This is a genomic window from Halopseudomonas bauzanensis, from assembly GCF_900114735.1.
Lineage (GTDB): Bacteria > Pseudomonadota > Gammaproteobacteria > Pseudomonadales > Pseudomonadaceae > Halopseudomonas > Halopseudomonas bauzanensis.
Genome location: NZ_FOUA01000001.1, coordinates 1090848 through 1104008, shown reverse-complemented (window position 1 = coordinate 1104008; position 13161 = coordinate 1090848). Strand labels below are relative to the sequence as shown.

The following is a 13161-nucleotide window of genomic DNA, read 5'->3' as shown; positions in this document are numbered from 1 at the left end:
GCTAGCCTTCCTGCTTCTTGCTCCGGGTAATGCATTGCGTCAGCAGGTCTTCCAGCGCCGTTTGCAGCTCGTTCATGAACGCGTCGCAGTCTTCTCCCGGCTCCAGTGGATCGCCGACCACGGCATCGCAGTTGAAAGGCACTATCATCGACCCGCCTCTGGGTAATGCCTTGCCCAGACCGTGCAGGGCAACCGGTGTGACACGGGTGCCGGGCTGGCTGCGAGCCAGATGGTAGATGCCCTTGCGCAGGGGTTGCAGTTGCTCCGGATCGCCCCGGCTGCCCTCGGGGAACAGCAGCAGGATCTGATCATCGGCCAATGCCCGCTGACACAGTTCGAAGACCTTGTCCTTGCCTACCTCGCCCTGGCGATCCAGCGGAATGATGCCGATCAGGTTGAGCGATAGCCAGGCGGTGAAGCGATTGCGCAGGAAGTAGTCCGCCGCGGCCACCGGGCGCACACGATGCAAGGTGGTCAGTGGGTAGAGTGACATCAACACCAGCGTATCGAGATGGCTGTTGTGATTGGCGGCCAGGATGGCCGGTCCGTGAACGGGCAGTTTTTCCCGCTGCAGCAAGTTGAGCCCCAGCATCAGATACACCACCGGGCGGACGATCAACAGAAAGAACAATACTTTTGGCAGCGCTTTGATCATGGCTTCTAGCTCGCTCAATACGCTGTATATCGCAGGAAGTGGAAAAACAGCGGGGCGGTATACATCAGGCTGTCGATGCGATCGAGAATACCGCCATGCCCTGGAATCAACTGACCGGTGTCCTTGATCAGCAGATCACGCTTGACCGCTGAAATGGTGAGATCACCGACGAAACCCGCTATACCTATCAGTAACCCTGCAAGCAATCCCAGGGGCCAATGCAATGGAGTCAGCCACGGAGCCAACAGGCCGCCGAGCAGGGTGGTGGTGGCAATACCGCCAAGGAAACCTTCCCATGTCTTGTTCGGGCTGATGCCGGGGACGATCTTGCGGCGTCCGAAGGTCTTGCCCCAGATGTACTGGGCAACATCGTTGAACTGAGTGAGGAATACCAGGTACAGCACCAGGCCGACACCGCCGCCGGCCGGGTTGGTCTCTGCCGGCAGCATCAACAGATAGGCGACATGGCTGATCGCGAATACCGTTGTCATTACCGCCCATTGATAGGATGCCACTGCGCGAATGAAGCCCTTGGTCTCACCCAGCAGCAACAATCCGAAGGGTATCAGCAGGAAAAGATAAACCGGAATGAAGATGGTGAACATGCCGTACCAGTCGGTGGCGATCCAGTAGTAATGCACCGGCACCAGCAGATAGAGCGCCAGGATCAATCGCCGATCCGTCAGGCGCACCGGCAGAATCGAGAAGAACTCGCGCAGGGCGATGAAGCTGAGGATGGTGAAAAAGATCAGCGAGGCGGTATGACCGATGACCAGTGCAGTGAATACCACCAGCACCATGATCCACCAGGACCTGATCCGCTGCTGCAACTCGATATGGGTTCCAGCGGGCAAGCGGCTGACCAGCAGCCGCTGGATGATTGAAGCGAGCACCAGCAGCGCCAGCACCAGCACCATCGCGGTAAGCGTGTTGGGCGTCAGCTCCAGCATGAATGGCAGGCCGAGATCCATCTTCAAGCTCCGGTATTCAGTTGACGGTAGGCGCCGAATAGCCGGCGCAGGTAAGTCAAGGCGCTGCCGACGACCAGGACAATGAGGGCCAGCCACAGCAGCTCACCATGGCCATCCCAGAGGAACTGCAGTGCCGAAGCCAGGCAGGCCAGGGTGAGCAAGGCCATGCGTTGCTGCTTGGCCATCGGCCCGCGGAAGTCTGCCGGCAGCCCCAGTGAAGCGCCCAGCACGCGGATATAGGCTGTCAGCACTGCGAGCAATGCACCGAGCCATGCCAGCCAGATGGCGGAGGGGTATTCGGGTACGGCGAAGCCGCAGGCGACGATCAGCAGCGGGTCAGCGATGCGGTCGGGTACATCATTGAATAGTTCCCCGGCCGGAGTCTGCTTGCCGCCCTCCATCGCCACCATGCCATCGAACAGATTGCAGAGCAGGCGACATTGGATCATCAGCGCGGCGCATATCAAACTGACTACCTGGTAGGCATCGCCGGTATGCCCTGCGGCGACTAGCGCGACGGCCCCAGCGGCGGCAAATATCACACTGCATACAGAGATCTGATTCGGTGTCACGTTGCGCTGGCTGAGCCAGGCGGCGATGCGATTGACCGTCCTCTGGTCGCGGATCTTCAGTGGACGCCGATTACTGGCTTCGCTCATGGGCTGGGCTCGCTGGAGGGGGTGGGAGACGGAGATTGGTATGCCAGTCGCAGGGTCAGATAGATACAGAAAATGAGGGCGGTGCAACTGGGTGGGGCAATGGTGAGCCACAGGTTCGGTGTCTGGCTGAGCCAGTGAAGCAGATACAGCGCACTGGTGCTTACCGATACCACCAGCAGTGGGGGCAACGAGATTGCCAGTGGGCGAGACGAGATTCGGTGAAAGAGTCGTGTGACGATGGCAGCCATCAGCAGGGTGATGATGGCACTGGCAGCGCCCTGCAGCAGGCCGGCCAATAATGCATGAGCAGGGTCACTGGTCTGGTTGGCCAGCCAGGCCCAACTGCCCCAGAGCAGGAACGCCAATCCGGCGGTAATCATGTTGTGCATGGTGGGCGTGACATCAGTCCGTGAGTCAGGCCGCAAGGATAGGCTGCGCCCGGCGGTGAGGCGAGCGAAGGATCTGCTTATTGTGGACTAGCTCACATTCCGGCAACGCAGCGGAGAGGGGTGATCAGGAATCCGGAGCCGTGAATCGGCTCCGGACCTCGTCCTGATAGCTTGGGTCTCAGCTACCCAGCAGCGCCGGCTTTTCCCGCTGGCTGCGCTGGCGGTTTTCTTTGGGTGCATCCGGTACGGCGCGATTGCCCATAGCCTGCAGGCGACGTTCGCGGGCGACGGCATCTTCCGGCTCGGCAATACCCGGACGGGCCTGCTGCGGGCGGCGCGGCTTGTTATTGCTACCGCCGTTGCTGCTGCGCGGCTTGTCATTACGACCGCCCTGGCCGCGGGGCTGTCCGCCAGCATTGTTGCTACGACGCTGGTTGCGGCCATTGGCCGGGGCAGCGCCACGTGGGCGCTCCGGACGGTCGCTGTTGAGCTCGGCCTGGGCCGGCGGGACAAAACCCTCCAGGCTGCCTTCCTCGAATTTCTGCCGCGTCAGGCGTTCGATGGCCTTGAGCAGCTTCTCCTCGTCGGGGCTGACCAGCGAGACTGCCTCGCCGCTGCGACCGGCACGGCCGGTACGGCCGATACGGTGCACGTAGTCTTCCGAGACGTTGGGCAGCTCGAAGTTGACCACATGGGGCAACTGGTCGATATCCAGGCCGCGGGCGGCAATATCGGTGGCAACCAGCACCCGGATCTTGTTGGCCTTGAAGTCGGCCAGTGCCTTGGTGCGTGCGCTCTGGCTCTTGTTGCCGTGAATGGCTGCAGCGGGCAGGCCATTCTTGTCCAGATACTCGGCCAGGCGGTTGGCGCCGTGCTTGGTGCGGGTGAAGACCAGCACCTGTTCCCAGGCGCCCATGGTGATCAAATGAGCTACCAGCGCGCGCTTGTGACCGGCTTGTACGCGGTAGACGCGCTGCTCGATACGCTCGACGGTAGTGTTCAGCGGGGTGACCTGAATGCGCGCCGGGTTGTGCAGCAGGCGGTTGGTCAGCTCGGTGATTTCGGCCGAGAAGGTGGCGGAGAACAGCAGGTTCTGGCGCTTGGCCGGCAGCTTGGCGATGACCTTCTTCACGTCATGAATGAAGCCCATGTCGAGCATGCGGTCGGCTTCGTCCAGGACAAAGAACTCGACGGCGGACAGATCGACCGCGCGCTGGCCGACCAGATCCAGCAGGCGACCGGGGCAGGCCACCAGGATATCCAGACCCGGGGCGATGGCCTTCATCTGCGGGTTGGCGCCGACACCGCCGAAGATGCAGGCGCTGTGCAGCTGCAGCTCGGTGGCGTAGGAGCGGATGTTGTCGTGCACCTGGGCTGCCAGTTCACGGGTCGGCGTCAATACCAACGCGCGGACCTTGCGCGGGACGCGCTTGTAGTCAGCGGGGCGCTGGCCGTTGGGGAACAGCAGTTCCAGAATCGGCAGTGAAAAACCGGCGGTCTTGCCGGTACCGGTCTGGGCGGCGACCATCAGGTCGCGGCCTTCCAGAACGGCCGGGATGGCCTGGGTCTGGACGGGAGTGGGGGTGGTATAACCAGTGGCAGCCACGGCGCGCACCAGCGCGTCGGACAGGCCGAGAGAGGCAAAGGACATTCAGATAAACCCTGTGATGGCCGTTTGCGAACAAGGACTGTCCGTGCGGCCGAAAATGAAGAGGCTGGAGTGTAACAGAAATGAACCAGTCTCGCAGAAAAAAGCTTCCCGGCGGTCGCCGGAGGCGCTGGAACAAGCCGGAGATATATCGCCCAGCGAGGCGGCCTGGAGCGGCGCTGGCCGAGGCCGAACGCAGCCCGCTTGGGAAACAACACCGTCCGACGGAGGGGCGGGTGCCATCCCGGCCAGGGGTGTTCCAGGCGGCCGGGATGGAACTCGACACTCCAATAGCAGATATGGAGAGTGTGTTTCTATATCGGCTGTTGGGTTACAGATTATCCAGAATCGCCAGGCTTGGTTGCGCCTGATTCAGCGTATAGAAGTGCAGGCTCGGTGCGCCGCCGTCGAGCAGGCGTTGGCACATGTCGCTGATCACTTCAGTACCGAAGGCCGCAATACTGGCGCTGTCATCGCCGTAGGATTCCAGCTGCTTGCGGATCCAGCGCGGGATTTCCGCACCGCAGGCATCGGAGAAACGCGACAGGCTGGTGTAGTTGGTGATCGGCATGATGCCGGGCACGATCGGCAGATCCACGCCGGCCTTGCGCACCCGGTCGACGAAATGGAAGTAGCAGTCGGCATTGAAGAAATACTGGGTAATCGCGCTGTCGGCGCCGGCCTTGGCCTTGCGTACGAAGTTCTCCAGATCCGCTTCGAAATTGCGTGCCTGTGGGTGCGCCTCGGGGTAGGCGGCGACCTCGATGATGAAATGGTCACCGGTTTCCTCGCGGATGAACTCGACCAGCTCGTTGGCGTAGCGCAGCTCACCGGAGGCGCGGCCCATACCGGAGGGCAGGTCGCCACGCAGCGCAACGATACGGCGGATGCCGGCTTCGCGGTATTCGGTAAGCAACTGACGCAGGTCTGCCTTGCTGTCGCCCACGCAGGACAGGTGTGGCGCGGTCGGGACCTTTACCTGCTGATCCAGCTGCAGCACGGTATTGATGGTGCGGTCGCGGGTGGAGCCACCGGCGCCGTAGGTCACCGAGAAGAACTCGGGTTGCTGGTCGGCCAGTACATGGGCCGCCGCGATCAGCTTCTCGTGACCGGCTTCGGTCTTGGTCGGGAAGAACTCGAAGCTGACGGGAATCTCTTTGCTGGTCGTCATGACTCGTCTCTTATCAAACTCATCTGGTAGGAGCCTCGCCTCGCTGCGATAGCGGATTGCCGATCGCAGCGAGGCGCAACGCCTGACTTGCCGCTGTGCTTAGTAGCGATAGGTATCCGGCTTGAACGGGCCATTGACCGGTACGCCGATATAATCGGCCTGGACCTGGGTCATCTGGGTGACCACGCCGCCGAAACCCTTGACCATTTCCAGCGCCACTTCCTCATCCAGCTCCTTGGGCAGTACTTCCACGCGCAGCAGCTCGGCTTTGGCCGCGGTATCCAGGCCGGCGTAGCCCTGCTTGAACAGGTGGATCTGCGCCAGTACCTGGTTGGCGAAGGAGCCGTCCATGATGCGGCTGGGGTGGCCGGTGGCGTTACCCAGGTTGACCAGGCGACCTTCGGCCAGCAGGATCAGGTAGTCATCGTTGGCCGGGTCGAAGTTGTCCTTGCCGGTGCGGTGGATCTTGTGCACCTGCGGCTTGACCTCTTCCCAGTGCCAGTGCTGGCGAGTGAAGGCAGTGTCGATCTCGTTGTCGAAGTGACCGATGTTGCACACCACGGCACGCTTCTTCAGCGCCTTGAGCATGTTGGCGTCACAGACGTTGACGTTACCGGTGGTGGTGACGATCAGGTCGGTGTTGCCCAGCAGCTCGCGGTTGATGCAGGCTTCGGTGCCATCGTTGATGCCATTGATGTAGGGCGACACCACTTCGTAGCCGTCCATGCACGCCTGCATGGCGCAGATCGGATCGGCCTCGGCGACGCGCACGATCATGCCTTCCTGGCGCAGGGACTGGGACGACCCCTTGCCCACGTCGCCATAACCGATGACCAGTGCCTTCTTGCCGGACAGCAGGTGGTCGGTGGCGCGCTTGATGGCATCGTTCAGGCTGTGACGGCAGCCGTACTTGTTGTCGTTCTTGCTCTTGGTGACCGAGTCATTGACGTTGATCGCCGGCACCTTGAGGGTGCCTTTCTTCAGCATGTCGAGCAGGCGGTGGACGCCGGTGGTGGTTTCTTCGGTGACACCGTGCACGCTTTCCAGCACCTGGGGGAATTTCTCGTGCAGGATCAGGGTCAGGTCGCCGCCGTCATCCAGCACCATATTGGCATTCCACGGCTGGCCATCCTTGAGGATGGTCTGCTCGATGCACCATTCGTATTCTTCCTCGGTTTCGCCCTTCCAGGCGAATACCGGCACGCCGGCTGCGGCAATGGCGGCGGCGGCGTGGTCCTGGGTGGAGAAGATGTTGCACGAGGACCAGCGCACTTCGGCGCCCAGCTCGACCAGGGTCTCGATCAGCACCGCGGTCTGGATGGTCATGTGGATGCAGCCGAGGATGCGCGCACCCTTGAGCGGCTGCTCACCGGCATACTTGCGACGCATGGCCATCAGCGCCGGCATCTCGGATTCGGCAATGATAATCTCGCGGCGGCCGTAATCGGCCAGGCTGATATCAGCCACCTTGTAGTCGGTGAAATTGCTCTGGATAACTGCGCTCATACTTTTCTCCAATCAGTTTCAGGTGGAAGACGCGTTAAGATAGCGCCCTCAATGTTCCAAAGGGATGTCACGATGTTTGCTGTTCCAAACCCCAAAATTCTGTTGTTGGCCGCCCTCGGCCTGGCCCTGGTCGGCTGCGCTGACGAGGCCGACCCCAACTCGCCGGAAGGCAAGCGTCAGGCGGCCTTCAAGGACTTTCTCAGTCACAGCGAGCCGATGGGCGGCATGCTGCGTGATCGCCTGCCCTTCGATGGCGACGCCTTCGCCGCCCATGCCCAGGCCCTGGCTGCCTCCGTCGAAGCGCCCTGGGCGCATTTCCCCGAACCGGGGGAAACCGAGCAGAAGCACGCTGCTCTGCCTGAGGTCTGGACTGACCCCGCAGGCTTTGCCCAGGCCATTGACCGCTATCGCGATGCAGTAGCCGAGCTGGCGGAGGTCACTGCGCAGGGCGTCGAAACGCCTGAACAAGTGACCGAGGCCTTCAGCGCCGTGCAGCAGAGCTGCAAGGGCTGTCACGATAACTTCCGGCGTTAACTCCTGACGTTGACCTGCTGCGGTCAGACCTTCGCGTCAGCCCGCAGCGCCTCGGCCTTGTCCGTCTTCTCCCAGGGGAAGGCGGTGAAGGTGTCATTGCCCACCGTCATCTCGAACGGGTTGCGGCCGAAGTGGCCGTAGGCCGCAGTGGCGCGGTACATCGGGTGCAGCAGGTCGAGCATGCGAGTGATCGCATAGGGCCGCAGGTCGAAGTGCTCGCGCACCAGCTTGATGATCTGCTCATCGCTGATCTTGCCGGTACCGAAGGTATTGACCGAGACCGACGTCGGCTGCGCTACACCGATGGCGTAGGACACCTGGATCTCGCAGCGCTCGGCCAGGCCCGCGGCAACGATGTTCTTGGCGACGTAGCGACCGGCATAGGCGGCGCTGCGATCGACCTTGGACGGGTCCTTGCCGGAGAAGGCGCCACCACCATGGCGGGCCATGCCGCCGTAGGTGTCGACGATGATCTTGCGGCCGGTCAGGCCACAGTCGCCCACCGGCCCGCCGATGACGAACTTGCCGGTCGGGTTGATGTGGTACTGGGTGTCGGCATGCAGCAGCTCGGCCGGAATCACGTGCTTGATGATGGTCTCCATCACCGCTTCGCGCAGGTCGGCCTGCTCGATTTCCGGATTGTGCTGGGTCGACAGCACGATGGCGTCGATGCCGACTACCTTGCCGTTGTCATAGCGGCAGGTGACCTGGGATTTGGCATCCGGGCGCAGCCAGTTCAGCGTACCGTTCTTGCGCACTTCGGCCTGGCGCTCGACCAGTCGGTGAGCAAAAGTGATCGGTGCGGGCATCAGCACATCGGTCTCGTTGCTGGCATAGCCGAACATCAGGCCCTGGTCGCCGGCACCCTGGTCTTCCGGCTTCTGCCGGTCGACGCCCTGGGCGATGTCGGGTGACTGCTTGCCGATGATGTTGATCACGCCACAGGTATCGGCGTCGTAACCGACCTCGGAGGAGGTGTAGCCGATATCCTTGATCACGCCGCGCACCAGATCTTCCAGGTCGACCCAGGCGCTGGTGGTGATTTCACCACCGACGATGGCAACCCCGGTTTTCACCATGGTTTCGCAGGCCACGCGGGCAAATTTGTCCTCGGCGAGAATGGCATCCAGCACAGCGTCGGAAATCTGGTCGGCCAGCTTGTCCGGATGGCCTTCGGAGACCGATTCGGAGGTGAAAATCGAGTATTCGCTCATGGTCACAGCCCTTTCGTTGACAGGGGGCGGGTAGCGCGATGACGGATCATCGGGCACCCTTGGTAAATTGTTGCAGCTGAATCTGGAAGCCGTTGCGCAGCCCCAGGTACAGACTGCTGCCGAGCTCCAGTCCGGCACTGCCGGCCCAGCGGGCCAGATCGTCCTGATCGAAGCCCAGCCAGAGGTCGCCACAGGTCTCCCGGACCCAGCTCTGGTCGTGACTGCACAGCTCGGTCAGCACCAGAGTGCCGCCGGGCTTGAGCAGGTCGGCGAAGCGCCGCAGCGCCTCGGCCGGTGCCGGCATATGGTGCAGCACCATATTGCATACCAGGCAATCGGCGGCCGGCAGTTCCTGCGGCAGCAACGCATCGGCCAGCAGGCAATCGACATTGTCCAGGCCCGCCTCGGCACATTGTTGGCGGGCTCGTTCCAGCATAGCCGGTGCATTGTCCAGTGCCAGCACCCGGCCGAAGCGGCTGGCCAGGTCCGGCAGGAAACCGCCTTCACCGGGCCCCACTTCGATGGCCAGTTCAGTGGCTGGCAGCACCAGGCTATCGATCAGCCCCAACAGCGATTCGCGATACAGACCGAAATGCGCGATCAGGTCCTGCTGGGCCGGGGTACCATCGGCAAAGCGGGCGAAGAACTGTCGGGAGACCTCGCCGCGCTGGCTATGCACTGCGGCAATCGCCTGGGTCAGCGCCGGTTCCAGGGGCAGTGCGTCCAGCCCGTTCAGCAACTGCTCATGTAAATGTCGCCAGTGGCTGGCAGCATCCGGCAGGCTGCGCCGATAGAAAATCGAGTTGCCTTCCCGGCGGGTGCGCACCAGGCCGGCATTGGCCAGTACCTTCAGGTGATGGCTGATACCCGACTGGCGCATGCCGAAGATCTGGGCCAGCTCCAGTACGCCAAAGGAATCGCTGCGCAGCGCCCGCAGGATATCCAGCCGCAGCTGGTCACCGGCAGCCTTGCAGAAGGCAGCCAGTTGTTCGGTAGCTGTATCGTCGAGGGGCGCAAGCCGTACTGGTTCGTTCATGGTGGAGCAGTGTAGTGAAGCCCCCGGCTGATCGCAATATCTATATCAAAATATTTTGATATAGATGCTCCGGCAGGGCCATTCGTCTCGCAACAGCGGTGTTTGCACCACGGAGTCGGGGTTTTCATTGCCCGTTGCGGCAGTTTGGGCGAAAATGCCGGCCTTTCTTTCCCGGCCAGCCGACCTTGATCCCGGTTCGCCCTCTGCCTTGAAATCACAGGAGTAGTTCATGCCCAGTCGTCGTGACCGAGCCAATGCCATTCGTGCCCTCAGCATGGATGCGGTGCAGAAAGCCAACAGCGGCCACCCGGGTGCGCCCATGGGGATGGCGGATATCGCCGAGGTGCTGTGGCGTGACTTCATGAAGCACAACCCGGCCAACCCGAACTGGGCCGACCGCGACCGCTTCGTGCTGTCCAACGGTCACGGCTCGATGCTGATCTACTCGCTGCTGCACCTGACCGGCTATGACCTGTCGATCGATGACCTGAAGAATTTCCGCCAATTGCACAGCAAGACGCCCGGTCATCCGGAGCTGGGCTATACGCCGGGTGTGGAAACCACTACCGGCCCGCTGGGCCAGGGCATCGCCAACGCGGTGGGTTTCGCTCTGGCGGAAAAGATCATGGCTGCCCAGTTCAACCGGCCCGGTCACAATATCGTCGATCACGACACCTACGTGTTCCTCGGTGATGGCTGCATGATGGAAGGCATCTCCCACGAAGTCTGCTCGCTGGCCGGTACCCTGGGCCTGAGCAAGCTGACCGCCTTCTATGATGACAACGGCATTTCCATCGATGGCGAAGTACACGGCTGGTTCACCGACGACACCCCGCGCCGCTTCGAGTCCTACGGCTGGCAGGTGATCCGCAATGTCAACGGCCATGATGCCGACGAAATCAAAACCGCTATCGAGACCGCCCGCAAGAGCGACAAGCCGACCCTGATCTGCTGCAAGACCATCATCGGCTTCGGCTCGCCGAACAAGCAGGGCAAGGAGTCCTCCCACGGCGCGGCCCTGGGTGATGCGGAAATTGCCCTGACCCGCGAAGCGCTGGGTTGGAGCCACGGCCCGTTCGAGATCCCCGCCGACATCTATGCCGAGTGGGATGCCAAGGACGCCGGTAACCAGGCCGAGCAGCAGTGGAATGAGAAATTTGCCGCCTACCAGGCCGAGTTCCCCGAACTGGCTGCCGAGTTCACCCGGCGCATGGCCGGCGAGCTGCCGGCGGACTTCGACGAAAAAGCTTCGGCCTACATCCGCGCCGTGGCCGAGAAGGGCGAGAACATCGCCAGCCGCAAGGCCAGTCAGAACTGCCTGAACGCTTTTGGCCCCATGCTGCCGGAGCTGCTCGGCGGCTCGGCTGACCTGGCCGGCTCCAACCTGACCCTGTGGGATGGCTGCAAGCCGGTGGTCGAAGAGGACGCCTCGGGCAACTACATGTACTACGGCGTACGTGAATTCGGCATGGCGGCGATCATGAACGGTGTGGCGCTGCACGGTGGCCTGGTGCCCTATGGTGCGACCTTCCTGATGTTCATGGAATACGCGCGCAACGCGGTGCGCATGTCGGCATTGATGCGCCAGCGCGTCATCTATGTATTCACCCACGACTCCATCGGTCTGGGCGAAGATGGCCCAACCCACCAGCCGGTCGAGCAACTGACCAGCCTGCGCACCACGCCGAACCTGGATACCTGGCGTCCGGCCGATACCGTCGAGTCGGCGGTGGCCTGGAAGCATGCGCTGCAGCGCAACGACGGCCCCAGCGCGTTGATCTTCTCGCGCCAGAACCTGCCGTGCCATATCCGCGACAACGAAACCGAGGCGGCCATTGCACGCGGCGGTTACGTGCTCAAGGGCTGTGCCGGCGAGCCGGAACTGATCCTGATCGCCACCGGCTCGGAAGTTGGTCTGGCTGTTCAGGTCTGGGAAAAGCTCACCGAGCAGGGCCGTCAGGTTCGCGTGGTGTCCATGCCTTGCACCAGCGTGTTCGATCAGCAGGACGCCGAGTATCGTCAGGCCGTACTGCCGCTGGAAGTAGGCGCACGCGTCGCCATCGAGGCGGCCCACGCCGATTACTGGTACAAGTACGTTGGCCTGGATGGTCGCATCGTCGGCATGCACAGCTATGGCGAGTCGGCGCCGGCGGGTGCGCTGTTCGAAGAGTTCGGCTTTACTGTCGACAACGTGCTGGCGGTGGCTGAAGAGCTGCTGGAAGATTGATCACAGCGGCAAGTGACCAGCGGCAGGTGACAAGTTGAAGGTACCCAGCTTGTCGCCTGCCGCTGGTGGCTTGCAGCTGCAACCGAGCTGCTGACCATGTCCTCGAGTCACCGTCCCCTGCGCATTGCCCTCAACGGTTACGGCCGTATCGGACGCTGTGTGCTGCGTGCACTGCATGAACGCGGTGGCAGCGACATGCAGATTGTCGCCCTGAACGATCTGGCCGACCAGGCCAGTATCGAGTACCTGACCCGTTTCGATTCCACCCATGGGCGCTTTCCCGGCGAGGTGCGGGTCGATGGGGATTGTCTGCATATCAATGGCCAGTGCGTGCAGGTGCTCTGTGCACCCCGTCCCGAGGATATCGACTGGCAGGCATTGGAGCTCGATCTGTTGCTGGAATGCTCGGGGCAGTACACCTCCCGTGCCGACGCCGAGCGATTCCTCCAGGCCGGCGCGCCGCGTGTCCTGTTCTCCCAGCCGATGGCCGGCGCCGGGGCAGTGGACACCACGCTGGTTTATGGCATCAACCACCAGACGCTGGATCCGGCCGCGCGGCTGGTCTCCAACGCCTCCTGCACCACCAACGCCAGCGTACCGGTGCTGCGGCTGCTCAACGAGTTGATCGGGCTGGAATATATCTCCATCACCACTATCCACTCGGCAATGAACGATCAGCCGGTGATTGACGCCTATCATCACACCGACCTGCGTCGTACGCGCTCGGCATTCCAGTCGGTGATTCCGGTTTCCACCGGATTGGCCCGCGGAATAGAGCGGCTGTTGCCGGAGTTGGCCGGACGTGTTGAAGCCAAGGCGATCCGCGTGCCGACGGTCAACGTCTCGGCGCTGGATATCACTTTGCAGACCTCACGCGATACCAGTGCGGCGGAAGTGAACCGTCTGCTCAAATCCGCGTCAGAGTCTGAGTATCGCGGGCTGCTTGATTACACCGAACTGCAGCATGCCAGTTGCGATTTCAACCACGACCCGCATTCGGCGATCGTCGACGGCAGCCAGACCCGGGTGGCCGGGCCACGGCTGGTCAATCTGCTGGTGTGGTTCGACAACGAATGGGGATTTGCCAACCGGATGCTGGACGTGGCGGATTACTGGTTGCAGCTGGCCAACCGGAATAACTGATCAACATT

11 protein-coding genes and 1 pseudogene are annotated in these 13161 nt (G+C 62.2%); 3 read left to right on the top strand and 9 right to left on the bottom strand.

Going from position 1 to position 13161, the window contains the following annotated elements:
* Position 1: 1 nt before the first annotated feature.
* From BM267_RS05140 to ahcY, 7 genes and pseudogenes are all read right to left on the bottom strand, one after another.
* Positions 2-655, bottom strand: a complete 654-nt coding sequence (locus BM267_RS05140) for a lysophospholipid acyltransferase family protein (protein WP_074777573.1) — start codon at positions 653-655, stop codon at positions 2-4.
* Positions 656-669: 14 nt separating this feature from the next.
* Entirely contained in the window at positions 670-1626 is a 957-nt protein-coding gene (locus BM267_RS05135) for a phosphatidate cytidylyltransferase (RefSeq protein ID WP_218144697.1), read from the bottom strand.
* A 2-nt stretch (positions 1627-1628) separates the two neighbouring features.
* Complete coding sequence (locus BM267_RS05130; protein ID WP_074777575.1) at positions 1629-2285, bottom strand: CDP-alcohol phosphatidyltransferase family protein; 657 nt, start codon at positions 2283-2285, stop codon at positions 1629-1631.
* Complete coding sequence (locus tag BM267_RS05125; RefSeq protein WP_051610768.1) at positions 2282-2674, bottom strand: hypothetical protein; 393 nt, start codon at positions 2672-2674, stop codon at positions 2282-2284. Before BM267_RS05125 ends, BM267_RS05130 begins: the two co-directional genes overlap by 4 nt.
* Positions 2675-2870: 196 nt before the next feature.
* Positions 2871-4325 (bottom strand): annotated as a pseudogene (locus BM267_RS05120) (DEAD/DEAH box helicase); the annotation flags it as partial.
* A gap of 328 nt (positions 4326-4653) precedes the next feature.
* Positions 4654-5493 (bottom strand): methylenetetrahydrofolate reductase [NAD(P)H], encoded by an 840-nt coding sequence (gene metF, locus BM267_RS05115; protein WP_036989183.1) that lies wholly within the window; start codon positions 5491-5493, stop codon positions 4654-4656.
* A 99-nt stretch (positions 5494-5592) separates the two neighbouring features.
* Complete coding sequence (ahcY, locus tag BM267_RS05110) at positions 5593-6999, bottom strand: adenosylhomocysteinase (RefSeq protein ID WP_074777577.1); 1407 nt, start codon at positions 6997-6999, stop codon at positions 5593-5595.
* A 72-nt stretch (positions 7000-7071) separates the two neighbouring features.
* Here ahcY and BM267_RS05105 point away from each other — a divergent pair, with 72 nt between their 5' ends.
* Positions 7072-7533 (top strand): c-type cytochrome, encoded by a 462-nt coding sequence (locus tag BM267_RS05105; RefSeq protein WP_074777579.1) that lies wholly within the window; start codon positions 7072-7074, stop codon positions 7531-7533.
* 23 nt (positions 7534-7556) lie between these two features.
* On the opposite strand, the gene metK is transcribed toward BM267_RS05105, so the two are convergent.
* A complete protein-coding gene (gene metK / locus BM267_RS05100) occupies positions 7557-8747 on the bottom strand; it encodes a methionine adenosyltransferase (protein ID WP_036989185.1) in 1191 nt (396 codons plus the stop codon).
* A 46-nt stretch (positions 8748-8793) separates the two neighbouring features.
* Positions 8794-9783, bottom strand: a complete 990-nt coding sequence (locus BM267_RS05095; protein WP_074777582.1) for an ArsR/SmtB family transcription factor — start codon at positions 9781-9783, stop codon at positions 8794-8796.
* Between the two features lie 229 nt (positions 9784-10012).
* Between BM267_RS05095 and tkt the strand changes: the two genes are divergently transcribed.
* Both tkt and epd read left to right on the top strand, forming a co-directional pair.
* Complete coding sequence (tkt, locus tag BM267_RS05090) at positions 10013-12010, top strand: transketolase (protein WP_074777584.1); 1998 nt, start codon at positions 10013-10015, stop codon at positions 12008-12010.
* A gap of 96 nt (positions 12011-12106) precedes the next feature.
* Positions 12107-13153, top strand: coding sequence for an erythrose-4-phosphate dehydrogenase (gene epd / locus BM267_RS05085; RefSeq protein WP_074777586.1), 1047 nt, complete (start codon positions 12107-12109; stop codon positions 13151-13153).
* Positions 13154-13161: the final 8 nt, after the last annotated feature.

Coding starts and splice junctions, on each gene's coding strand:
- BM267_RS05140 (WP_074777573.1), bottom strand. CDS start 655: ATGATCAAAGCGCTGCCAAAAGTATTGTTCTTTCTGTTGATCGTCCGC.
- BM267_RS05135 (WP_218144697.1), bottom strand. CDS start 1,626: ATGGATCTCGGCCTGCCATTCATGCTGGAGCTGACGCCCAACACGCTT.
- BM267_RS05130 (WP_074777575.1), bottom strand. CDS start 2,285: ATGAGCGAAGCCAGTAATCGGCGTCCACTGAAGATCCGCGACCAGAGG.
- BM267_RS05125 (WP_051610768.1), bottom strand. CDS start 2,674: ATGCACAACATGATTACCGCCGGATTGGCGTTCCTGCTCTGGGGCAGT.
- metF (WP_036989183.1), bottom strand. CDS start 5,493: ATGACGACCAGCAAAGAGATTCCCGTCAGCTTCGAGTTCTTCCCGACC.
- ahcY (WP_074777577.1), bottom strand. CDS start 6,999: ATGAGCGCAGTTATCCAGAGCAATTTCACCGACTACAAGGTGGCTGAT.
- BM267_RS05105 (WP_074777579.1), top strand. CDS start 7,072: ATGTTTGCTGTTCCAAACCCCAAAATTCTGTTGTTGGCCGCCCTCGGC.
- metK (WP_036989185.1), bottom strand. CDS start 8,747: ATGAGCGAATACTCGATTTTCACCTCCGAATCGGTCTCCGAAGGCCAT.
- BM267_RS05095 (WP_074777582.1), bottom strand. CDS start 9,783: ATGAACGAACCAGTACGGCTTGCGCCCCTCGACGATACAGCTACCGAA.
- tkt (WP_074777584.1), top strand. CDS start 10,013: ATGCCCAGTCGTCGTGACCGAGCCAATGCCATTCGTGCCCTCAGCATG.
- epd (WP_074777586.1), top strand. CDS start 12,107: ATGTCCTCGAGTCACCGTCCCCTGCGCATTGCCCTCAACGGTTACGGC.